Source organism: Pikeienuella sp. (assembly GCF_046290545.1).
Lineage (GTDB): Bacteria > Pseudomonadota > Alphaproteobacteria > Rhodobacterales > Rhodobacteraceae > Pikeienuella.
On the sequence record NZ_JBKAGV010000001.1, the window covers coordinates 1 to 19353 of the forward strand.

Annotated in this window: 24 protein-coding genes and 1 pseudogene; 14 read left to right on the forward strand and 11 right to left on the reverse strand. The window is 71.2% G+C overall.

Annotation, left to right across the window (positions count from 1 at the left end; all coding sequences use genetic code 11):
• From ACE37J_RS00005 to ACE37J_RS00020, 4 genes and pseudogenes are all read left to right on the forward strand, one after another.
• A partial coding sequence (locus ACE37J_RS00005) for a hypothetical protein (RefSeq protein ID WP_409705053.1) occupies positions 1 to 355 on the forward strand: 355 nt, incomplete at its 5' end.
• A gap of 233 nt (positions 356 to 588) precedes the next feature.
• Positions 589 to 1161: pseudogene (locus tag ACE37J_RS00010) on the forward strand (HupE/UreJ family protein); the annotation flags it as partial.
• Between the two features lies 1 nt (position 1162).
• Complete coding sequence (locus ACE37J_RS00015) at positions 1163 to 2101, forward strand: GNAT family N-acetyltransferase (protein WP_409705056.1); 939 nt, start codon at positions 1163 to 1165, stop codon at positions 2099 to 2101.
• Positions 2102 to 2141: 40 nt separating this feature from the next.
• Positions 2142 to 2516 carry a hypothetical protein gene (locus tag ACE37J_RS00020; RefSeq protein WP_409705059.1) on the forward strand — a complete coding sequence of 125 codons (375 nt, stop codon included), beginning with the start codon at positions 2142 to 2144 and terminating at the stop codon, positions 2514 to 2516.
• Positions 2517 to 2523: 7 nt separating this feature from the next.
• Here ACE37J_RS00020 and ACE37J_RS00025 read toward each other — a convergent pair whose 3' ends face one another.
• Positions 2524 to 2682: a hypothetical protein gene (locus tag ACE37J_RS00025; protein WP_409705062.1), complete on the reverse strand. Its 159-nt coding sequence runs from the start codon at positions 2680 to 2682 to the stop codon at positions 2524 to 2526.
• A complete protein-coding gene (locus tag ACE37J_RS00030; protein WP_409705065.1) occupies positions 2679 to 2936 on the reverse strand; it encodes a BolA family protein in 258 nt (85 codons plus the stop codon). The genes ACE37J_RS00025 and ACE37J_RS00030 overlap by 4 nt, the downstream gene beginning before the upstream one ends.
• 80 nt (positions 2937 to 3016) lie before the next feature.
• On the opposite strand from ACE37J_RS00030, the gene ACE37J_RS00035 reads away from it, so the two are divergent.
• Together ACE37J_RS00035 and ACE37J_RS00040 are read left to right on the forward strand one after the other, a co-directional pair.
• Positions 3017 to 3664 (forward strand): molecular chaperone DnaJ, encoded by a 648-nt coding sequence (locus tag ACE37J_RS00035; protein ID WP_409705068.1) that lies wholly within the window; start codon positions 3017 to 3019, stop codon positions 3662 to 3664.
• A 27-nt stretch (positions 3665 to 3691) separates the two neighbouring features.
• Positions 3692 to 4144: a low molecular weight protein-tyrosine-phosphatase gene (locus tag ACE37J_RS00040; RefSeq protein ID WP_409705070.1), complete on the forward strand. Its 453-nt coding sequence runs from the start codon at positions 3692 to 3694 to the stop codon at positions 4142 to 4144.
• A 71-nt stretch (positions 4145 to 4215) separates the two neighbouring features.
• Here the strand turns inward: ACE37J_RS00040 and ACE37J_RS00045 are convergent, their stop codons facing one another.
• From ACE37J_RS00045 to ACE37J_RS00055, 3 genes are read right to left on the reverse strand one after another with little or no spacing between them, the layout of a single operon-like run.
• Positions 4216 to 5391: an FAD-dependent oxidoreductase gene (locus ACE37J_RS00045; protein WP_409705073.1), complete on the reverse strand. Its 1176-nt coding sequence runs from the start codon at positions 5389 to 5391 to the stop codon at positions 4216 to 4218.
• A 40-nt stretch (positions 5392 to 5431) separates the two neighbouring features.
• The gene (locus ACE37J_RS00050; protein ID WP_409705076.1) at positions 5432 to 5758 is read right to left on the reverse strand and encodes an ArsC/Spx/MgsR family protein; all 327 of its coding nucleotides are present in this window, start codon (positions 5756 to 5758) and stop codon (positions 5432 to 5434) included.
• 1 nt (position 5759) lies between these two features.
• On the reverse strand, positions 5760 to 6407 hold the full coding sequence (locus ACE37J_RS00055) for a pyrimidine 5'-nucleotidase (RefSeq protein ID WP_409705079.1): 648 nt from the start codon (positions 6405 to 6407) through the stop codon (positions 5760 to 5762).
• A 47-nt stretch (positions 6408 to 6454) separates the two neighbouring features.
• On the opposite strand from ACE37J_RS00055, the gene ACE37J_RS00060 reads away from it, so the two are divergent.
• Positions 6455 to 7294 (forward strand): class I SAM-dependent methyltransferase, encoded by an 840-nt coding sequence (locus ACE37J_RS00060; protein ID WP_409705082.1) that lies wholly within the window; start codon positions 6455 to 6457, stop codon positions 7292 to 7294.
• Between the two features lie 7 nt (positions 7295 to 7301).
• Here ACE37J_RS00060 and msrB read toward each other — a convergent pair whose 3' ends face one another.
• Positions 7302 to 7691, reverse strand: coding sequence for a peptide-methionine (R)-S-oxide reductase MsrB (gene msrB, locus ACE37J_RS00065; protein ID WP_409705085.1), 390 nt, complete (start codon positions 7689 to 7691; stop codon positions 7302 to 7304).
• A gap of 101 nt (positions 7692 to 7792) precedes the next feature.
• Here msrB and ACE37J_RS00070 point away from each other — a divergent pair, with 101 nt between their 5' ends.
• Positions 7793 to 8545, forward strand: a complete 753-nt coding sequence (locus tag ACE37J_RS00070) for a GNAT family N-acetyltransferase (RefSeq protein ID WP_409705088.1) — start codon at positions 7793 to 7795, stop codon at positions 8543 to 8545.
• A gap of 7 nt (positions 8546 to 8552) precedes the next feature.
• On the opposite strand, the gene ACE37J_RS00075 is transcribed toward ACE37J_RS00070, so the two are convergent.
• Together ACE37J_RS00075 and ACE37J_RS00080 are read right to left on the reverse strand one after the other, a co-directional pair.
• Complete coding sequence (locus ACE37J_RS00075; protein ID WP_409705091.1) at positions 8553 to 9257, reverse strand: VIT1/CCC1 transporter family protein; 705 nt, start codon at positions 9255 to 9257, stop codon at positions 8553 to 8555.
• 51 nt (positions 9258 to 9308) lie between these two features.
• Positions 9309 to 9971, reverse strand: a complete 663-nt coding sequence (locus ACE37J_RS00080) for a dimethylsulfonioproprionate lyase family protein (RefSeq protein WP_409705094.1) — start codon at positions 9969 to 9971, stop codon at positions 9309 to 9311.
• Positions 9972 to 10055: 84 nt separating this feature from the next.
• On the opposite strand from ACE37J_RS00080, the gene ACE37J_RS00085 reads away from it, so the two are divergent.
• Positions 10056 to 11000 carry an alpha/beta hydrolase gene (locus ACE37J_RS00085; RefSeq protein ID WP_409705097.1) on the forward strand — a complete coding sequence of 315 codons (945 nt, stop codon included), beginning with the start codon at positions 10056 to 10058 and terminating at the stop codon, positions 10998 to 11000.
• Positions 10997 to 11695 (forward strand): hypothetical protein, encoded by a 699-nt coding sequence (locus tag ACE37J_RS00090; protein ID WP_409705100.1) that lies wholly within the window; start codon positions 10997 to 10999, stop codon positions 11693 to 11695. Before ACE37J_RS00085 ends, ACE37J_RS00090 begins: the two co-directional genes overlap by 4 nt.
• A gap of 1 nt (position 11696) precedes the next feature.
• Here the strand turns inward: ACE37J_RS00090 and ACE37J_RS00095 are convergent, their stop codons facing one another.
• From ACE37J_RS00095 to ACE37J_RS00105, 3 genes are all read right to left on the reverse strand, one after another.
• The gene (locus ACE37J_RS00095; protein WP_409705103.1) at positions 11697 to 13397 is read right to left on the reverse strand and encodes a gamma-glutamyltransferase family protein; all 1701 of its coding nucleotides are present in this window, start codon (positions 13395 to 13397) and stop codon (positions 11697 to 11699) included.
• A complete protein-coding gene (locus ACE37J_RS00100) occupies positions 13391 to 14389 on the reverse strand; it encodes an Ldh family oxidoreductase (RefSeq protein WP_409705106.1) in 999 nt (332 codons plus the stop codon). The genes ACE37J_RS00095 and ACE37J_RS00100 overlap by 7 nt, the downstream gene beginning before the upstream one ends.
• Before the next feature lie 72 nt (positions 14390 to 14461).
• Positions 14462 to 15310 carry a fumarylacetoacetate hydrolase family protein gene (locus ACE37J_RS00105; protein ID WP_409705109.1) on the reverse strand — a complete coding sequence of 283 codons (849 nt, stop codon included), beginning with the start codon at positions 15308 to 15310 and terminating at the stop codon, positions 14462 to 14464.
• A 143-nt stretch (positions 15311 to 15453) separates the two neighbouring features.
• Between ACE37J_RS00105 and ACE37J_RS00110 the strand changes: the two genes are divergently transcribed.
• Genes ACE37J_RS00110 through ACE37J_RS00125 form a run of 4 tightly spaced genes read left to right on the forward strand, consistent with a single transcriptional unit; the run spans position 15454 to position 19325 of the window.
• The gene (locus tag ACE37J_RS00110) at positions 15454 to 15738 is read left to right on the forward strand and encodes a hypothetical protein (protein WP_409705112.1); all 285 of its coding nucleotides are present in this window, start codon (positions 15454 to 15456) and stop codon (positions 15736 to 15738) included.
• Positions 15739 to 15785: 47 nt separating this feature from the next.
• Complete coding sequence (locus tag ACE37J_RS00115; RefSeq protein ID WP_409705115.1) at positions 15786 to 17204, forward strand: cryptochrome/photolyase family protein; 1419 nt, start codon at positions 15786 to 15788, stop codon at positions 17202 to 17204.
• 13 nt (positions 17205 to 17217) lie between these two features.
• Entirely contained in the window at positions 17218 to 18537 is a 1320-nt protein-coding gene (locus ACE37J_RS00120) for an NAD(P)/FAD-dependent oxidoreductase (protein ID WP_409705118.1), read from the forward strand.
• Entirely contained in the window at positions 18534 to 19325 is a 792-nt protein-coding gene (locus ACE37J_RS00125; RefSeq protein WP_409705121.1) for a DUF1365 domain-containing protein, read from the forward strand. The genes ACE37J_RS00120 and ACE37J_RS00125 overlap by 4 nt, the downstream gene beginning before the upstream one ends.
• The last annotated feature ends 28 nt before the right edge of the window (positions 19326 to 19353 follow it).

Consider the following 19353-nt stretch of genomic DNA (forward strand, 5'->3'; position numbering starts at 1 on the left):
CCGCCACAGATCGAACTCCTCCTCGTTCATCATCATCATCATTATCTCTTACTTTGGCGCCTACTATGCTGAGATGATCTCGATGAGTTGCTTCGATTGTCTTGAGGAGCTCGGTGACCATTTCTGCTGTGACGAGATAATGATGATGATGATGAACGAGGAGGAGTTCGATCTGTGGCGGTTGTCCTATCCATCTCCATCATCCTATATGATTTTTTTTGTAGAGTGGCGCCTGTTATATTTTACCACAACAAGGACAAGCACTTCTCCTACCCTCGCAGAGTCACCGTTTACTCATCAACGCAAGGTAACCACCGCCTCTGGTGATGCCACGACGGCGGGCTGCTGCGGATAGGCTGCTCTGTACAAGTTCTTACTGGTGAATGTGTGGGTGTGGTGTGTCGAGTAAGCGTTGATAAAACCTTTTCGGGCTATCGGGCTTGCTCACATCTTTTGCATTAATTTGACGCTCATCTACCTACCTAGATACTACCTACGGTAGTTAGATTAGAGACGACTCTCTAGAGAGAGGTAGGTTCTTGTCTTGGGCCCGCCCTCGTTCTCCCCGCCCTCCTCGCCTTCCTAGCGCCCGGCGCGGCGCTGGCGCATCATCCGCTCGGCGGCGCGCCGATGGAGACCTTCGCCCACGGGCTCCTCTCCGGAATCGGGCACCCGATCCTCGGCTTCGATCATCTCGCCTTCCTCCTCGCCCTCGGCGCCGCGGCGGCGCTGACGGGGCGCGCTCTCGCGCCGCTCGCCTTCCTCGGCGCGATGGCGGCGGCGGCGGCGCTCCGGCTCGATCCGCCGTTCGGGGAGGGGCTGGTCGCGCTCTCCCTCCTCGCGCTCGGCCTCGGGCTCGTCCGCGGGCGGGGCCTCGGCGGCGGGGCGGCGCTCGCGCTCTTCGCGCTGGCGGGGCTCGCGCATGGCGCGGCTTTCGGCGCGGCCCTGACCGGAGTCGAGGGCGCGGCCCCGGCGCCCGTCCTCGCCGGTTATCTCATCGGCCTCGTCGCGACCGGCGGCGCGCTCGCCGGCCTCGCCGCCCTCGCCGCGCGCCGCCTTGCGCCCGCCGCGCTCCGCCTCCCCGGCGCCGCGCTGGCGGGGGTCGGCGGGTTCCTCCTCCTGGAGGCGGCGGAGGGCGCGCTGCTCTCCGCCCTCGCCTGACATGCCCGTCGCGATCCGCCCCGCCGCGCCGCGGGAGGCGGCGCCGCTGCTGAAGGCGAGCCATGCGCTGATGCGCTCGCTCTTCCCGGCGGAGGCGAACCATTTCCTCGACATCGACAGGCTCGCCGCGCCGAACATCCGCTTCCTCGTCGCCGAGGAGGAAGGCGCGCTCCTCGGCTGCGCCGCACTTCGGATCTCGCCCGAATACGGCGAGGTGAAGTCCATGTTCGTCGCGCCGGAAGCGCGGGGGAAGGGCGCCGGCGCCGCCCTCCTCGCCGCGCTGGAGGCGGAGGCGAAGGCGGCGGGCCTCCCCGCCCTGCGGCTCGAGACGGGAACCGGGCTCGACGCCGCGCACCGCCTCTACCGCGCCGCCGGATTCGTCGATTGCGGGCCCTTCGGCGACTATGAGGAAAGCCCCTACAGCCTCTTCATGGAGAAGCCGCTGCCCGCTCCGCCCGTCCGCCGCGCGGGGCCGGGGGAAGACTGGGCGGCGGTCCGCGCCCTCGTCGCCGAAGCCTTCGCCTATATGGAGGGGCGGATCGACCCGCCCTCCTCCCTCCATTGCTGGACGGCGGAGACCTTCGCCGCCGAGGCCGACGCCGGCGCCGCCTTCATCGCGGAGGCGGGCGGGCGGCCCGTCGCCTGCCTTTTCGCGAAGCCGGAGGGCGACGCGCTCCATATCGGCAAGGTCGCGGTCGCGAACGCCTGGCGCGGCCGCGGCCTCGCCCGCGTGCTGATCGAAGCGGCGGAGGCGGAGGCGCGGGCGCTGGGCCTCTCGACGCTGACGCTCGGCTCGCGGATCGAACTCGCCGAGACCCACGCCGCCTTCGCCGCCCTCGGCTTTGCGCGGACAGGGGAGAGCGCGCATCCCGGCTTCGACCGGCCGACCAGCATCTCCATGGCGCGGCCTTTGAATCGCCCTCCACTTCCCGTCACATAGAAAAAACGATTCGGGCGCCCGGCGCCGGGAGGGAACCGCCATGCCTACCTATGAATACAAGACCGTCGCCGCCCCGCGGCGCGCGCCGAAGGCTTCGGGCGCGAAGGGGCCGGAGGCGCGGCTCGCCCGCGCGATGCAGGATCTGATCGCAGCGGAGGCGCGGCAGGGCTGGGAATATCTCCGCGCCGATTCCCTTCCCGTGGAGGAGGGCGGCGGGCTTTTCTCCAAGTCGGCGACCGTCTGGCGCGCGGTGCTCGTCTTCCGGCGGGAGGCGGCCGCGCCGCGCCGGGCCGAGCCCGATTTCGCCGCCGCCCCCCGTGCGCCGGGCGAGCCGCGGGAACCCTTCCTCAGCGTCGCCGCCTCCCCCGCAGGGCCGGACCGGGCGGAGCCGCTCCCCGGCGCGCGGCGGGACTGAGCGCGGCTCAGTCCACCGCGTCCCCCACCGCCTCCACCGCGCCGACGGTCACATCGACCGCGCCGCCAACCACGGTCGTGGTCACGTCGACCGCGCCCTCGACCACGGTTCCGACGATGCAACCCGCCAGGAGCAGCGCCGCCAGCGCCGCCGCCGCGCGGCTCACTCGGAGAGTTCCAGCGCGAGCGCGTGGACCGGGCCGGCCAGCTCCGCCGCCAGCGCCTGATGCACCAGCCGGCTCCGCTGCACCCGGCTCACGCCGGCGAAGGAAGGGGCCTTCATGCGGACGCGGAAATGCGTCTCCCCCTCGGGGCGCGCCCCGGCATGGCCGGCGTGATGGTGCGATTCGTCGATCACCTCCAGCGCCTCGGGCGAAAAGGCGCCCTGAAGCTTCGCGCGGATCGTTTCCTGAACCTTCATCGCCATCCTCCAAAGTCTTTCGCCTTGGCCGGGCCGCCGCATGGGCTATGCTCTCCGGCTGACTCGCCCGAGAGGAGGCCATGAGCGCCCGATCGCCCCTCGACTATGACATCTCCGTCACCGCGGACAAGCGGCGGCGCGCCCGCGCGCGCGGCCTGACCGGGGAGACGGCGGCAGAGGCGCGGAAATGCGAGCATCAGGGCTGCCAGAATCCCGGCCTCTTCCGCGCCCCGAAATCGCGGGAGAACCTCTTCGACTATCGCTGGTTCTGCGAGGACCATATCCGCGAATTCAACAAGTCCTGGAACTATTTCGAGGGCTGGACGGAGGAGGCGCTCAACGCGCAGGCGCGGGCCGAGCGCGCCTGGGAGCGGCCGACCTGGAAGCTCGGCCAGCGCCCCGCCAACGGCGCCCATATGGACGGCCGCTCCTGGGCGCGGGAAGGCTTCTCCGACCCGTTCGAGGTGCTGGGCGAGAAGGCGACGCTCAATCCCGGCGCGGAGCGGCGCGCGGCGCAGCGCCGGCGCCTGCCGAAGAACGAGGAGAGCGCCCTCGGCATCCTCGGCTGCGGGCCCGAGACGCCGAAGGTAGATATCCGCAAGCGGTTCAGGCAGCTGGTGAAGGATCTTCACCCGGACATGAAGGGCGGCAGCCGGGAGGACGAGAACCGCCTGCGGGACGTCGTCTGGGCCTGGGACCAGATCAAGGGCTCGCGGAATTTTTCCTGAGAAACAACGGATTATGGGGGGATTCTGATGCGCATTCTCCTCGTCTGCCTCGGCAATATCTGCCGCTCGCCCATGGCCGTCGGCGCGCTTCGCGCCCATGCCGCGCGGGCGGGGCTTTCGCTCCATGTCGAGGGGGCGGGGACGGGGGGGCATCATGCCGGCGAGCCGCCCGACCGGCGGGCGGTCGCCGCCGCCGCACGCAGGGGCTTCGACATATCCGGGCTCCGCGCCCGCCGGGCTGAGGCGGCGGATTTCCGGCGCTTCGATCTCGTCTACGCGATGGACCGCGCCAACCTCGCCGCCCTCGCCCGGCTCCGGGGGCCGGAGGGCGCGCCCCTCGCGCTCTTTCTCGACGAGGCGGGCGGGGCGGCGGGGCGGGAGGTTCCGGACCCCTATTATGACGGCCGGTTCGAGGAGGCGCTGGACCTCATCGAGGCCGCCGCCGAGGGGCTCGCCGCCCGGCTGGCGCGCGCCGAATAAAATTTCGAAATTTTCGATTATCCAACCAGATCAGGGGGATGACCCCCCTGCTCACTGTGAGCACACGCCCCTCAGCGCACCCCCATCCCGAGCTTCATCGCCAGCCGCCGCGCCGGGCGGACGCGGATCAGCGCGCCGAGGCCGAGGCGGCGGAGGTCGCGCAGCGGCTGCGCCTCGGCCATCGCCGCCCGGTTCAGCGCGTCCACCCCGGCGACGCGGGCGGCGAGTTCGGGCCAGCGGCGGGCGTAGCGGGCGAGGGCTGCGGGCGCGCCCGCATCCCCCTCCCCCATCGCGGCGCGGAGCGCGGCGAGGTCGCCGAGGGACATGTTGAGCCCCTGCGCCCCGATCGGCGGCACCACATGCGCCGCCTCCGCGACGAGCGCGACGCGGGGCCCCGTCAGCCTCTGCGCCATCAGGGAGATCATCGGCCAGGCCGCGCGGTGGGAGACGACGCGGAGCCGCCCCAGAACGCCGAGGCTCCGCCCGTTCGCCGCCTCCTCGAATTCCGGCTCCGGGAGGCCGAGCAGCCGCTCCGCCTCCGCCGACCGCTCCATCCAGACGACAGAGGAGCGGGGGCCGTCCGGCCCGTCCGGCATGGGCACCAGCGTGAAGGGCCCGCCGGTGCGGTGGATCTCGGTCGAGACGGCGCGGTGCGGCTCCTCATGCGCAACGGTGAAGACGAGCGCCTTCTGCCCGTATTCCGTGCGCCGCGCGTGGATCCCCGAAAGCCGCCGCACCGCGCTCTCCCGCCCGTCCGCGCCGATGACGAGCCGGGCGCGGATCGTCTCCCCGGTCGAGAGCCGGGCGATGGCGCAATCCCGCCGCACGGTCAGCGCCTCCAGCGCCGCCTCGTTCAGGATGCACGCCTCCGGGAGCCCGGAAAGCCGCTCGCGGAGCGCGCGGCGCATCGCGGAATTGGGCACGTTCCAGCCGAAGCCGGGCTGGCCGAGTTCCGCCGCCACGAAATCCCCGATCTCGCGCGCCTTGTTCTCCCGCCCCCCGGCGTCGATCAGGCGCATCGTCTCCAGCGGCGCGATCTCCGCCGCGAGGAGGGGCCAGACGCCCGCCTCCTCCAGCAGGTCGACCGCGGGGCGGAGGAAGGCGGTCGTGCGGCTGTCCCGCATCCCGGCCTCCGCGCTCTCCCGGTCCGCCAGCGTCACGCGCCGGCCCGAAGCGGCGAAGAGCGCCGCTGCGGTGAGCCCGGCGACCCCGCCGCCGACGATGAGGATGTCTGTCTCGCTGTTCATGGCCGGCAATCTAGCGGCCCACCCGCCCGCCGCCAGCGCGTCAGAGAAGCGCGGCCCGCGACGCCGCGTCCCAGCCGACGAGCACCCGCCCCTCATGCTCGATCACCGGCCGCTTCACGAGCGCGGGATGGGCGAGGAGGAGCGTGGCGGGCGCCTGCGCCCGATCCGCTTCGGAAAGCCCGCGCCAGGTCGTGGACTTGCGGTTGACGAGCGCCTCGGCTCCAGCAGCCTCAAGCCAACGGGCGAGGCGCGCCGCGTCCAGCCCTTCGCGGATGTCGGCGATCTCCGCCTCCTTCCCCGCCGCCTGAATCTCCTTCAGCGCCTTGCGGCATGTGTCGCAGGTCTTCAATCCCCAGAGTTCGATCATCTCAGCCTCGCGTCACCATCTGGAGGAAGACGGAGAGGTCGTCCGTCGCCGCGTCGGCATGCTCGCCTTCCTGCTCCTCCGTGATCCAGAGCGTCCGCATCCCCATCGCTCGCGGCGCGGCGAGGTTGCGGTGGTCGTCCTCCACCATAGCGGCGCCGGCGGGCGCGAGCCCGTCCTTCGCGAAGACGGAGCGGAAGGCCGCCATGTCCGGCTTCGGAACGTAGCCCGCATCCTCCACGCCATAGCGCGCGTCGAAAAGGCCGGTCAGCCCGCGGGCGGCGAGCACCCGGTCCGCATGGCCGCGGCTGCCGTTGGTGTAGACGATCTTCCGCCCCGGCAGCGCGGCGATGGCCGCCGCCAGCGCGGCGTCCGGCGCGAGCCCGGACAGGTCGATGTCGTGCACGTCGTCGAGATAGGGCTCCGGGTCCGCGCCGTGGACGCGCATGAGCCCTGCCAGCGTCGTCCCGTGCGCGCGCCAGTACTCGGCGCGGAGCCGGTCCGCCTCCGCCGCCTCGACGGAGAGGAGGCGGGAGACATAGGCGGTCATCTTCGCCTCGATCTGGTCGAAGAGCCGCGCCGAGGCGGGATAGAGCGTGTTGTCGAGGTCGAAGACCCAGGCATGCGCGGAGCGGAAGAGATGGTGCGGCATGGCCGACGCCTATAGGAGATGGGGCGGCGGAAGCAAGGGAATCGCACATGGCGGGCAAGGAAGACTGGGCCGGCGCCCTCGGCGCGGAATGGGCGCGGAAGGCGGAGGCGACGGACCGGCTGCTTCGCCCGTTCGGCGGGGCGGCGATGGAGGCGCTGGGCCCCGTCGCCGGGCTCCGCGTGCTCGATCTCGGCTGCGGCGGCGGGGAGACGACGCTGGCGCTCGCCGGGGCGGGGGCGGAGGCGACGGGGGTGGACGTCTCGCCCGACCTCATCGCGCTCGCCGAGCGGCGGCGCGCGGAAGCGACGGGCCGGGCGGCGACGGCGCGCTTCCTCGTGGCGGACGCGGCGGAGGCCGTGTTCGAAGAGCCGATGCAGGCGCTCTTCTCGCGCTTCGGGGCGATGTTCTTCCCCGATCCGCCGGCGGCCTACGCCCATATCCGCGCGCAGATGGCGCCGGGCGCCCCGCTCGCCATCGCCTGCTGGCGCACGCCGCGGGAGAACGAATGGGCCTCCCTCCCCCTCATGGCCGCAAAGCCGCACCTCCCGCCCGCCCCGCCGGCGGACCGGCGCGCGCCCGGCCCCTTCGCCTGGTCGGAGCCGGAGGAGAGCTTCGCGCCCCTCCTCCGCGGCGCCGGTTGGCGGGACGTCGCCTGGGCGCCGGTGGACCGGACGATCCGCCTCGGCGAGGGGCGGGGCGACGACCCGGTAGAGGCGGCGACCGCCTATGCGATGGAGTTCGGCCCCCTCGCCTCCCGCCTCCGTTCGGAACCCGAGGAGACGGCGCGGCGCGTCGAGGCGGCGGTGAGGGAGGCGATGGCGGCGCGGCTGAAGGACGGCGCGGTGGAGGCGCAGGCGGCGGGCTGGGTCGTCACCGCCGCAGCCTGAACCACGCCTATTCCGCCTCGAACCGGAGGGCGACGCCGTTCATGCAATAGCGGAGGCCCGTCGGCGCCGGCCCGTCCGGGAACACATGGCCGAGATGCGCGTCGCAGCGGGCGCAGAGCACCTCCGTCCGGCGCATGAAAAAGCTCCGGTCCTCCTTCTCGTCCACCGCCCCGGGTTCGATCGGGGCGAAGAAGCTGGGCCAGCCAGTCCCGCTCTCGAACTTCGTTCCCGAATCGAAGAGCGGCGCGTCGCAGCAGACGCAGCGGAATGTTCCGGGCCCCTTCGGGAAATCCTCGTGGCTGCCGGCCCGCTCCGTGCCGTGACGGCGGGTGACCTTGTAGGCCTCGGCGCTGAGCTGGGCGCGCCATTCGGCGTCGCTCTTCACGATTTTCTCCATATCCGCAATACTCCCGCGAGGCGTCATGTTTCTGTGTCGCATCGCTATATAAGCGTTTGGTCGAGGCGGAAAAGCGCCTCGCAAGCGGGAGTGCGGGAGCCATGGTTCCTTTTTCGCGCGGCGCCCTGACGGCGCGACTGGCGGAGTGCCCCGCCGATATCGAGGCGGCGCAGCGGCTGCGCCACCTGACCTTCATGGAGCTGCGCGGCGCCGCCCCGCGGCCCGACGGGCGCGACGCGGACGCGCTCGACGATCTTTGCGAGCACATGCTAGTGGAGGATCGGCGCACGGGCCGGCTGCTCTGCTGCTTCCGGATGCTGCCGCTCGCCTCCGGCGCGGAGATCGACCGTTCCTATTCGGCGCAGTTCTACGACCTGGAAGCGCTTCGCACGTTTGAAGCGCCGATGATCGAGATGGGCCGCTTCTGCGTCCATCCCGAGGCGCGGACGGACCCGAACGTGATCCGCACCGCATGGTCAGCGATGGCGGCCTATGTCGAGTCGCGGGGGGTCGAGCTCCTCTTCGGCTGTTCGAGCTTCGACGGCACGGACGCGGACGCCTATGCGGACGCTTTCGCGCTCCTGAAGACGAAGCATCTCGCACCGAAGCGCTGGCTGCCGCGGGTGAAGGCGCCGCGCACCTTCCCCTTCGCGCGCCTCCTCCGCTTCCGCCGGCCGGACCTGAAGGCGGCGGCGGCGAAGATGCCGCCGCTCCTCCGCACCTATCTGATGATGGGCGGCTGGGTCTCCGACCATGCGGTGGTGGACCAGAACCTCAACACGCTGCACGTCTTCACCGGGCTCGAGGTGAAGCGCGTGCCGCCTTCGCGGGTGCGGCTGCTGATGGGCGGGTGAGGGGCGGTCAGACGCTGACCCCGAAGAGAAGGCCCACCCCGGCGGTGACGGCCATCGCGAAGGCGCCCCAGAAGACGACCCTGAGCGTCGCGCGAAGAAGCGGCGCCGCCCCCGCCCGCGCCCCGAGCGCGCCGAGAACCGCAAGCGCGACGAGCGTCACGACGAGGACGACGGGAATGATGGAGCCCGCCGGCGCCGCCAGCGCGGCGAGGAGCGGAACGGCGGCGGCGGCGCTGAAGGTCGCGGCGGAGACGAAGGCGGCCTGGAGCGGCTTCGCCGCATGGGCCTCGGAAAGCCCCAGCTCGTCCCTCACATGCGCGCCGAGCGCGTCCTTCGCCGTCAGCTCGGCGGCGACAAGCCGCGCGGTTTCCGCGCTCAGGCCCCGTTCTCGGTAGATAGCCGTCAGCTCCTCAAGTTCGGCTTCGGGCGTGGCCGCCAGGGCTTCGCGCTCCCGCGCGATGTCCGCCCGCTCCGTGTCGGACTGGGAGGAGACGGAGACGTACTCGCCCGCCGCCATCGACATCGCCCCGGCCGTGAGCGCGGCGAGGCCCGCTATGGCGATGGCGTCGGAAGAGGACCCGACGGCCGCGACGCCGACGATCAGGGACGCGACGGAGACGATCCCGTCATTCGCGCCGAGCACCGCGGCGCGAAGCCAGCCGCTGCGAAGAAGGTAATGCGGATCGTCGGGATGCGCGCTCGAGGCAGGCATGGCGGGCCTCTCCGGGTTCGCCGCAGCCGGGGCGGGCCGCTCCGCCCCGGCCTATTCCTTCCGCCTCGCCTTGCCCAGCACCATCTTCTGCCCGGCGAGCGAGGCCTGCGGCCCGAACCAGGCATAGGCGAGCAGCGCCGGCTCCCGGTCCGAAACCGTGATGCGATGGCTGTGGCCGGGCGGGTTGAAGATCAGCGAGCCCGGCGCCCAGACGCCGAGATGGTTCTCCGAAACGGCGCCGGAGAGGCAGACATAGCTCTCCTCGATATCGTCATGCGCATGGGCCGGATAGGTGCAGCCCGGCGCGAAGAGCACGACGCCGAGGACGACCTCGGAGGAGATCACCGGCCCGTTCGGCCCGGCGAATTCGGCGTAGGCGTAGGATCTCTCCAGCGCTTTCGGCAGTTTCTCGTAGCCGTAGCGCCAGATCAGCCGGTCCGAGAGGGCGTCGATCGCGCGGGCGACGGCGCCCGTCCGCTCCTGCCGCGCCTCGTCGAGCGCGCGGCGGAGATGGGCGGCGACGGGCTTTCCCTCCGGCGGGTCGAGCCGCAGCGGCGTGTTCGGCTTCATCAGCCGGCTCACCGCCTCCCGCACGCCGCGCTGGTGGCGGCGGATCACCTCGCTGCCGCCGGAGGGGAGGAAGCGATAGAGCTCGTAGAACTCGCGGAGGAGGTATTGCCAGTTCGGATCGTCGGCGATGCGCGCTTGGGTCATGCAGGTTCATTCCCCTTCAGCGCGCCGCCGGTCAAGCCGGGAAAAAGCGCTGGCGCGGGGCGCGGGCGCGGCTAATCTCCGGCCATGCTCAAGATCGACCCCGCGCTCTTCCGCCCCGAAGCCGTCTCTCCGGAAACCCGCGCCCATGTCGAGGCGCTGGAGGCCGCGCTCGCCGTCGCGCCGAAGCCGCACGAGACGCCGGTGGAGGCGAGCCGGCAGGCGCGGATCGAGGGGCGCGGGGTGTTTCCCCCCGCCGGGCCGCTGCCGGGCTCCGAATGGGTGAAGGCGCCGACCGTTCCGGGCCGCGCACGGCTGACCCCGGCGCCCGGCGCTCCGACCGGGCTCTACATCCACATCCATGGCGGCGGATGGACGCTCGGCCTCCCCGACCAGTATGACCGCTGGAACCAGCATCTGGCGCAGGAGACGGGCTGCGCCGTCCTCTCGATCCAGTATCGCCTTGCACCGGAAAACCCCTGGCCCGCCTGCGCGGAGGATTGCGAGGCGGGCGCGGTCTGGGCGCTGGAGGAGGCGGCGCGCATGGGCGCTTCCCGCGTCGTGATCGGGGGGGAGAGCGCGGGCGCGCATCTCTCCGTCGTCACGCTCCTCCGCCTCCGGGCGCGCGGGATGGCGGGGCGGATCGCGGGGGCGAACCTCTCCTACGGCGTGTTCGACGTCGGCCTCACGCCTTCGGCGCGGAACTGGGGGGCGCGGCAGTTGGTGCTCTCGACCCCGACGATGGACTGGTTCTCCGGCAATCTCGGGCCGGTGGACAAGACGTCGCCCGAGGTCTCCCCGCTCCGCGCCGACCTTTCGGGGATGCCCCCGGCGCTCTTCCAGGTCGGCACGGAGGACCCGCTGATGGATGACAGCCTCCTGATGGCGGCGCGCTGGGCCGCTTCGGGCGTGGAGGCGCGGCTCGAGGTGCATCCCGGCGGCGTCCACGGCTTCGACATGTTCGACATCGGGATCGGCCGCGCCGCGCGAGCGAATTCCGCCGCTTTCCTGAAGGCCTGCTTCGCCGCATGAGCCGCGCCGTCAACGCGCTGACGGCGCTGGCGGACCGGTTCGGCTCGGACAAGGGCTCGCGAAAGCACCGCTACACCGAACTCTATCACATGCTCTTTTCCCCGTTCCGGGATCGGGCGGTGACGCTGCTGGAGATGGGCCTGATGATCGGCGGGCCGGAGCATGGCGCTTCCGCCGACCGCGAAGTCGCCGAGCCGCCCTCCGTCGCCATGTGGCTCGAATACTTCCCGAAAGGGTGCGTGATCGGCCTCGACGTCTCGGACTTCTCCGCACATCAGACGGAGCGTTTCCGCTTCATCCGCTGCGACATGGACAGCCGGGCGAATATAGACCGCGCGGCGGCGGAGATCGCGGCCCTCGGCGCGCCCGACATCGTGATCGACGACGCGAGCCACGCCTCGGCCCACCAGCAGGACGCTTTCCTCGCGCTCTTCCCTGTGCTGAAATCCGGCGGTCTCTACGTGATCGAGGACCTGCGCTGGCAGCCCCCGGCCTACGAGGCGAGGCGCAAAGGCTTCACCAAGACGGCGGCGCTCTTCCAGTCCTTCCTCACGACGGGCGAATTCGCCCATGCGGACCCGGCCTATGCGACGGCGATGAACGCGCTTCGCCCCTCGATTTCCGGCTGCTTCGTCTTTCAGGCGCGGTGGCAGAAGGCGCGGCGGGATCAGGTGGCGGTGATCCACAAGCTCTGACCTACTCCCCGATCGTCACGCCCTCCCGCCGCGGGTCCGCCGCTCCGGTGAGCCCCTCGGGCGCGATCCGGAGAATCGCGAGGCCGGAATTGAGGTTGCGGATACGCGGCTCCAGGCCATAGGCGGCGAGGGTCTCCGCGAGAGCCGCCGCCTCCGTATTCTCCTCCAGATCGACGGCTGCGCCGAAGGCGGTCACATGCCCCGCCGAAGCGGCCTCCGCCGGGCTCATGCCCCAGGCCTCCATCGCGAGCAGCGCCTGCGCGACGTAAGGGATAATCCGCGCCCCGCCCGGCGAGCCGAGGGCGAGAACCGGCGCGCCCTCCCGCAGCGCGATGGTCGGCGCCATGGAGGAGCGGGGGCGCTTGCCCCCCTCCACCCGGTTGGCGACGGGCGCGCCGCCCTCCTCCGCCCGGAAGCTGAAATCGGTCAGCTCGTTGTTGAGGAGATAGCCGTTGGCCATGAGGCGGGAGCCGAAGCCGGTCTCGATGGTGGTCGTCATGGAGACGACGTTCCCCGCCGCGTCGCGGATCACGAAATGGCTTGTTCCGGGCCGCTCCGCCGAACGATCCGGCGCCCGGAGCGCGCCCTCCTTCCACGGCGGCTCGCCGGGCTTCGGCTCCCCCGCCCGCTCCGGCGAGATCAGCGCGGCGCGGCTGTCCATGTAGCCGGGGTTCAGCAATCCCTCCGGCATCGCCACGAAATCGGCGTCGGCCATGTAGAGGCCCCGGTCCGCGAAGGCCAGCCGCGTCGCCTCGGCGAAGACGCGCCAGCCCTCAAGCGAGGGGGCGTCGCCGATCCCCGCCCTTTCCGTCAGCATCAGGATCTGCCCGACCGTCAGCGCGCCGGAGGAAGGCGGGCCCATGCCACAGACCTCCATCGCCCGCCACGGCGCGCAGACGGGCGGGCGCGGCTTCGCCTCGTAGGCTTCGAGGTCGCGGCGGGTCATCACGCCCGGATTGACCACCGCGCCGCGCACGACATGGACGATGTTCGCCGCAAGGTCCCCCCGATAGAACGGCGCCGCCCCCTCCGCCGCGAAGCGCCGGAGGGTCGCGGCGAGCGCGGGGTTGCGGAGCGTCGCGCCCTCCGCCAGCGGCGCGCCGCCGGGGAGGAAATAGGCGGCCGTCGCCGGGAAGAGCGCGAGGCTCTCCGCCGCTTCCGCCACCGAGGCGGCCAGGCGGGGGGAGACGGGGAAGCCCTCCTCCGCCAGCCGGATCGCGGGCGCGGCGAGCCGCTCCCGCGGAAGAACCCCGTGCGCGTCATGCAGCGCCTGGAGGAGCGCCGGCGTCCCCGGCACGCCCACGGAGCGCCCGCCCGGCACGGCGTCGCGGAAGCCCATAGGCGCGCCGTCCCGCATCCAGTAATCCGGCGTCGCGGCCGCCGGCGCCGTCTCCCGCCCGTCCCATGTAGTGAGCGCGCGGGAGGCCGCATCCCAATGCAGCGCGAAGGCCCCGCCGCCGAGGCCGGAGCTTTGCGGCTCGACGAGCGTGAGCGCGAGCTGCACGGCCACCGCCGCATCCGCCGCCGAGCCCCCTTCGCGCAAGATTTCGGCCCCCGCCGTCGCCGCGAGCGGATGCGCGGCGATCACCATCCAGCGCGCGGCGGTCACATCCTCCGCCGCGCCGACCGCGAAGGTCCGCTCCGGCTGCGTCTGCGCGAAGGCGGCGACGGGGAGGAGCGCGAGAAGAAGCGCCCTCAGCATAGCGCGACCAGTTCCCGATGCAGCGAGGCGGGGATCGTCACGCCCTCCGTCGGCGTCAGCGGCCGCGTCGCCGCGCGGCGCATTCCGGGGAGGCGCACGCCCTCCTCCTCCAGCAGCGCACGGAAGAGCCGCCCGCCATGCGCCGCCGCGTCCGGCCCGCCGAGCCGTTCCGGAGCGAAGGCGAGGATGAGCTGCCCGCCGAGCGCGGGGCCCTTCCCGTCATCCTCCGCCTCGATCTCCAGCGAGGTCAGCTCCCCGATCAGCGGCCCGGCGAGCAGATCCACCATCAGCGCGAGCGCCGCGCCCTTGTAGCCGCCGAAGGGAGACTGCGCCCCGGCGAGGATCGCCTCCGGGTCGCGCGTCGGGGCGCCATCGGGGCCGATCCCGGCTCCCTCCGGCGCAAGATGACCGTCCCGCGCCGCGATCATCACCTCGCCGCGGGCGGTGAGGGAGGAGGCCTGGTCGAAGATCATCGGCGCCTGTCCGGGCCGCGGCCAGCCGAAGGCCATCGGGTTCGTCCCGAACACCTTCCGCCGCCCGCCCACCATGTGGACGTAGGGCGGCGAGGACGTGAAGGCCATCGCCGCGAGCCCCATATCGGTCAGCGTCTCGACCTCGGGCCAGAGCGCTGCGAAATGGAGGCAGCGGCGGATCGCGAGCGCCGCGACGCCCTGTTCCTTCGCCAGCGCGCCGAGCGCCGGGAGGCCCGTCTCATGCGCGACGGGGCAGAACCCCCTGTCCCCCTCCAACCGGATCACCGACCCCGCGGTTTCCGCGATGCGAGGCCGCGCCCGCCCGTTCGCCTTGCCGGAGCGGATCGCCCCCGCATAGCCCGCGCATCGGAAAAGCCCGTGCGACTTCGCCCCGTCCCGCTCGGCCCGCCACATGCAGCGGGCGATGGGTCCGGCGTTCTCCTCGTCCGCCCCCGCGGCGCGGAGGACGGAGAGGGCGAGGTCCATGACCTCGTCGAGGGTGAGGCGGATTTCGGTCATGCGGAGCTCCCGGCGTTTCCGGGAGCGTGAGGGGAGAGGCGCACGCGGTCAACAGCGCGCGCCCGCACCGCATCACCCCGGATACGCCACCACCTTCTGCTCCTGCACGCCGAGGCCGGTGACGCCGACCTTCATCACGTCGCCCGGCTTCAGCCAGCGGGGCGGCTTCATGCCGAGGCCGACGCCTTCGGGCGTGCCCGTGGCGATGATGTCTCCCGGCTGGAGCGTCATCAGGGAGGACATGTAGGCGACGATCTCCTTCACCGAGAAGATCATGTCGGAGGTGTTGGAGTTCTGCACCTTCTCGCCCGAAAGTTCGAGCCAGATGTCGAGCGCCTGCGGGTCGGGGATCTCGTCCTTCGTAACGATCCACGGCCCGGTCGGCCCGAAGGTCGGGGCGGACTTGCCCTTCATCCAGGTGCCGCCGCGCTCCGCCTGCCAGTGCCGCTCCGAGACGTCGTTGATGACGCAATAGCCCGAGACGACGGAGAGCGCGTCGGCCTCCGACACATGCTCGGCGGTCGCGCCGATGACGATGCCGAGTTCCGCTTCCCAGTCCGGCTTCGTCGAGCCCTTGGGGATGATGACGTCGTCATAGGGGCCGGAAAGCGCCGAGGTCGCCTTGGCGAAGAGGATCGGCTCGGTCGGCGGCGTCGCGCCCGTCTCCGCGGCGTGGCGGGCGTAGTTGAGGCCGACGCAGAAGAAGTTCGGCACGGAAGCGACGCAAGAGCCGATCCGCGTTCCGGCGGGAACGGCGGGCAGCGTGGAGAGGTCGATTCCCTTCAGGTTTTCGAGCGCGGCGATGGAGACGCCCTCACCCGCGAAATCGGCCGCGACGCCGGAAAGGTCGCGGATCGTCCCGCCCGCATCCAGCGCGCCCGGCTTCTCATGGCCCTTCGGCCCGAATCTCAGGAGTTTCATCCTTGTCCCTCTCTTGGCGTTTCCTGTGTGCGGAAGGGCATAGTCCCTCCCCGGAAAGGCGGCAAGCGGGGCGCATCGAATCTGGCGTTCCGCGCCGCCCGTGTTAACATCGCCGAAACGTTCAGGGCCAAGGGGAGGTCTCCATGAAGCGCATAGCCGCCATCGCCGCCGCCGCGCTCTTCGCCGCGACGGGCGCCCATGCCGACATGCTGAAGGTTCATGACGAGAAGGGCATGGAGGTGGAGATCGACACCGCCGCGCTCTCCGGCTGCATGATCGTCTTCGACAGCGCGGGCGCGCCGTTCGAGATCTGCCGCATGAAGAAGGTGGAGCTGACGCCGCCTTCCTCCACCCGCTCCCGCCCCGGCCATACCGAGGACGCGGCTGGAGAAGCGGCGCAGGTGATCTATGTGAAGGCCAACGAATAGGTCTTTCGCCCGGTCCCGCGGAGTGAAGGCCGCCGCGGGAGCCTTTTGTGACGTCCACGCCGACCCTTGTCTGGTTTCGCCGCGATCTCCGGATCGCCGACAACGCCGCCCTCTCCGCCGCCGCCGCGGAGGGGCCGGTCGTTCCGGTCTTCATCCTCGACCCGGTGATCGACGCGCATCTCGGCGCGGCGGCGCGGCTGCGGCTCGAAGCGTCGCTCCGCGAGCTCGGGCGCGGGCTTGACAGCGCCGGGGTTCCGCTTGTCTTCCGCCGGGGCGAGGCGCTGCCGACGCTTCTAGCGCTTGCGGAGGAGACCGGCGCGCGCACGGTGCGGTGGACGCGGCTGACGGACGGCCCCTCGCTGGAGCGGGACCGCGTGGTCAAGGCCGCGCTGAAGGACAAGGGCCTGAAGGTAGAAAGCCATGACGGCTTCACCCTGCTCGACCCCTGGGCGGTCAAGACCGGGGTGAATGAGCCCTATCGCGTCTTCACGCCGTTCTGGCGGGCGCTGATGGCGCGGGAGGTTCCGCGCCCCCTGCCCCGCCCCAAGGTGACGGGCGCGCCTTCGCCCGCCTCCGACCGGCTGGAGGACTGGCGGCTCGCCGCGCCGATGGGGCCGGCGGCGCCGCATCTCGCCGCCGCTTTCGAGGCGGGGGAGGCGGCGGCCTTCGCGCGGCTCGACGCCTGGCTCGAAGGCCCGGCGAAGGGATACGACCGGAACCGGGACCGGCTGGACATGCCGGACACCGGGACGAACCTTTCCGCCTTCCTCGCGCTCGGCGAGATTTCCCCGAGGCAGGTCTGGGCGGCGATGGACCGGGCGGAGGGCGCGCGGGGCGTGGAATCGGCGCGGCGCCAGCTCGTCTGGCGAGACTTCGCGCACATGCTCCTCTTCCACGATCCCGCGATGGAGCAGGAAAGTTGGCGGCGGGACTGGGCGGCCTTCCCCTGGCGGGACGACAACGAGGACGCCGAGCGCTGGCGGCGGGGCGAGACCGGCTGCGCCGTAGTCGACGCCGCAATGCGCCAGCTCTGGGTCACGGGCAGGATGCACAACCGGGCGCGGATGCTCGTCGCCTCCTACCTCACCAAGCATCTCCTGACGCACTGGCGCGTCGGCGAGGCGCATTTCCGCGAGACGCTGATCGACTGGGACCCGGCGAACAACGCCATGGGCTGGCAATGGGTGGCGGGCTCGGGGCCGGACGCCGCGCCCTTCTTCCGCATCTTCAACCCGGAGACGCAGGCGGAGAAGTTCGACCCGAAGGGGGCCTACCGCGATTTCTGGCTAAAGGGCGACGGCGCTGAAACCTTCCGGGCGATGCGCCCGAAATCATGGGGCGCGGCGCCGGCCCGCGCGAAACCGCTGGTCGATCTGGCGGCTGGGCGGAAACGCGCACTGGAAGCCTGGAGCGAGATGCGCGACAAGGCTGATGCGCCGGTCGCCGCCATAGCGGCCGAAGGGTGAGGGAGAGCAGTTCTTGAAAATCGCAGTCGTGGGTTCTGGCGCCGCAGGTCTGGGCGCGGCGCTGGCCCTTTCGGACCGTCACGAGGTCCTGCTCTTCGAAAAGGCGGAACGCTTCGGCGGGCACGCCAACACGGTGGACGTCGCCTTCGGGGGCGAGAATGTGGCGGTGGACACCGGCTTCATCGTCTTCAACGAGCGGAACTATCCCAATCTCTGCGCGCTGTTCGATCATCTCGGGACGCCGACGAAGCCTTCCGACATGTCCTTCGGCTTCTCGATGGGCGGCGGGCGGTTCGAATATGCCTGCGACAACATCGACAAGATCTTCGCGCAGCGGCGGAACGCGCTGAACCCGCGCTTCATCCTCGGCTTTCGCGATGTGATGAAGTTCGTGAGGCACGCGCCGAAGGACCTTGATTCGGGAGCGCTTTCCGGCCTCACGCTGGGCGAGTGGCTGGCCGAGCGGCGCTTCGGCTCCTGGTTCCGGGAGCGGTTCATCCTTCCGATGGGCGGAGCGATCTGGTCCACGCCGACGGAGCGGATGCTCTCCTTCCCCGCCGCGAATTTCGTGAGCTTCTTCGCCAATCATGACCTCTTCACCGGCCTCGCCGCGGCGATGCAGTGGCGGACGGTGGAGGGCGGCAGCCGCGTCTATGTCGAGGAGATCGTTCGTCGGCTCTCGAACAGGGCGCGGCGCGGCGTCGGCGTCGTCTCCTCGGAACGGGCGGACGGGCAGGTCAGGCTCCGCTTCTCCGATGGCTCGGAAGGGCTCTTCGATCAGGTCGTATTCGCCGGCCATGCGCCGGACACGTTCGGGATCATCGCCGATCTCGACCTTCGGGAGCGGGCGCTGCTCGGCGCCTTCCGCACCACGTCGAACCGGGCCATCCTGCATTCCGACCCGGCGCTGATGCCGAAGCGGCGCAAGGTCTGGTCCTCCTGGACGATGATGTTCGAGGGCGCGGAGCGCGGCGCGGCGGGCGAGCCCGTCACGCTTTCCTACTGGATGAACCGGCTGCAATCGCTGCCGGCGCGGAACGATCTCTTCGTCACGCTCAACGCCCGCCGCCTTCCGGCGCCGGACAAGACGCACGCCGTCTTCGACTACGCACACCCGCTCTATGACGAGGCGGCCTTCGCGGCGCAGGCGCGGATGGATGAGATCCAGGGCCAGGGCGGCTACTGGTACGCGGGCGCCTGGCTCGGTTGGGGCTTCCATGAGGACGCGCTGAAATCAGGCCTCCGGGTGGCGGAGGCGCTTCAGGCCCGCCCGGCATGGGCGCGCGATCTCGGCCCGCCGCTCGCCCGAGACTACGACCTGGCGGCGGAATGACCGGCGCGGCGGACGCGCACCGGCTCTATGTCGGGGAGGTGATGCACATGCGCCTCCGCCCCTTCCGGCACCAGTTCCGCTATCGCGTCTTCACCGCGCTCCTCGACATCGACTCGCTGGAGAGCGCGGAAAGCCGGCTGATGAAGGTGGACCGGTTCGGCCTCTTCGCCTTTCACCGGAAGGATCACGGGCCGCGAGACGGCTCCGCCCTCCGCCCCTGGGCGGAGCGGCTGCTGCGGGAGGCGGGGCGCCCGCGCCCGGCGCGCATCCGTCTCCTCTCCATGCCGCGGCTGCTCGGCTACGCCTTCAACCCGCTTTCCGTCTTCTTCTGCGAGGATGCTGAGGGCCGGCTCGAAAGCGTGATCTACGAGGTGAAGAACACCTTCGGGGACCAGATCCCCTATGTGCTCTCCGCCGAGCCGGGGGCGGACGGCGCGGTGCGGCACGAGCAGGCGAAGGAGATGTATGTCTCTCCCTTCATCGGCATGGACCAGACCTACCGTTTCACCATCCGCCCGCCGGACGAGCGGCTGGCGATCCGCATCCGCCAGCATGACGCGGAGGGCGACTGGCTGATCGCGACGCAGACGGGGCGCGCCGTCGCGCTGACCGACGGCGCGCTCTTCCGGCTCTCGCTCTCCCACCCGCTCTCAGCCTTCAAGGTGATCGCGGCGATCCACTGGCAGGCGCTCAAACTGTGGTTGAAGGGCGCACGCTTTACCCGCTATCCGGGCGCGGACGCCGCCTTCCGCGGCGTCGAGGGGCGCGAGGCGCGCACGGAGACTTGATTTCCGGGCCCGGACGACCACAAAATTT

Coding starts and splice junctions, on each gene's coding strand:
- ACE37J_RS00125 (WP_409705121.1), top strand. CDS start 18,534: ATGACCGGCGCGGCGGACGCGCACCGGCTCTATGTCGGGGAGGTGATG.
- msrB (WP_409705085.1), bottom strand. CDS start 7,691: ATGGAGAAAATCGTGAAGAGCGACGCCGAATGGCGCGCCCAGCTCAGC.
- ACE37J_RS00015 (WP_409705056.1), top strand. CDS start 1,163: ATGCCCGTCGCGATCCGCCCCGCCGCGCCGCGGGAGGCGGCGCCGCTG.
- ACE37J_RS00060 (WP_409705082.1), top strand. CDS start 6,455: ATGGCGGGCAAGGAAGACTGGGCCGGCGCCCTCGGCGCGGAATGGGCG.
- ACE37J_RS00045 (WP_409705073.1), bottom strand. CDS start 5,391: ATGAACAGCGAGACAGACATCCTCATCGTCGGCGGCGGGGTCGCCGGG.
- ACE37J_RS00030 (WP_409705065.1), bottom strand. CDS start 2,936: ATGAAGGTTCAGGAAACGATCCGCGCGAAGCTTCAGGGCGCCTTTTCG.
- ACE37J_RS00080 (WP_409705094.1), bottom strand. CDS start 9,971: ATGACCCAAGCGCGCATCGCCGACGATCCGAACTGGCAATACCTCCTC.
- ACE37J_RS00085 (WP_409705097.1), top strand. CDS start 10,056: ATGCTCAAGATCGACCCCGCGCTCTTCCGCCCCGAAGCCGTCTCTCCG.
- ACE37J_RS00020 (WP_409705059.1), top strand. CDS start 2,142: ATGCCTACCTATGAATACAAGACCGTCGCCGCCCCGCGGCGCGCGCCG.
- ACE37J_RS00040 (WP_409705070.1), top strand. CDS start 3,692: ATGCGCATTCTCCTCGTCTGCCTCGGCAATATCTGCCGCTCGCCCATG.
- ACE37J_RS00055 (WP_409705079.1), bottom strand. CDS start 6,407: ATGCCGCACCATCTCTTCCGCTCCGCGCATGCCTGGGTCTTCGACCTC.
- ACE37J_RS00050 (WP_409705076.1), bottom strand. CDS start 5,758: ATGATCGAACTCTGGGGATTGAAGACCTGCGACACATGCCGCAAGGCG.
- ACE37J_RS00100 (WP_409705106.1), bottom strand. CDS start 14,389: ATGACCGAAATCCGCCTCACCCTCGACGAGGTCATGGACCTCGCCCTC.
- ACE37J_RS00075 (WP_409705091.1), bottom strand. CDS start 9,257: ATGCCTGCCTCGAGCGCGCATCCCGACGATCCGCATTACCTTCTTCGC.
- ACE37J_RS00110 (WP_409705112.1), top strand. CDS start 15,454: ATGAAGCGCATAGCCGCCATCGCCGCCGCCGCGCTCTTCGCCGCGACG.
- ACE37J_RS00095 (WP_409705103.1), bottom strand. CDS start 13,397: ATGCTGAGGGCGCTTCTTCTCGCGCTCCTCCCCGTCGCCGCCTTCGCG.
- ACE37J_RS00090 (WP_409705100.1), top strand. CDS start 10,997: ATGAGCCGCGCCGTCAACGCGCTGACGGCGCTGGCGGACCGGTTCGGC.
- ACE37J_RS00035 (WP_409705068.1), top strand. CDS start 3,017: ATGAGCGCCCGATCGCCCCTCGACTATGACATCTCCGTCACCGCGGAC.
- ACE37J_RS00105 (WP_409705109.1), bottom strand. CDS start 15,310: ATGAAACTCCTGAGATTCGGGCCGAAGGGCCATGAGAAGCCGGGCGCG.
- ACE37J_RS00070 (WP_409705088.1), top strand. CDS start 7,793: ATGGTTCCTTTTTCGCGCGGCGCCCTGACGGCGCGACTGGCGGAGTGC.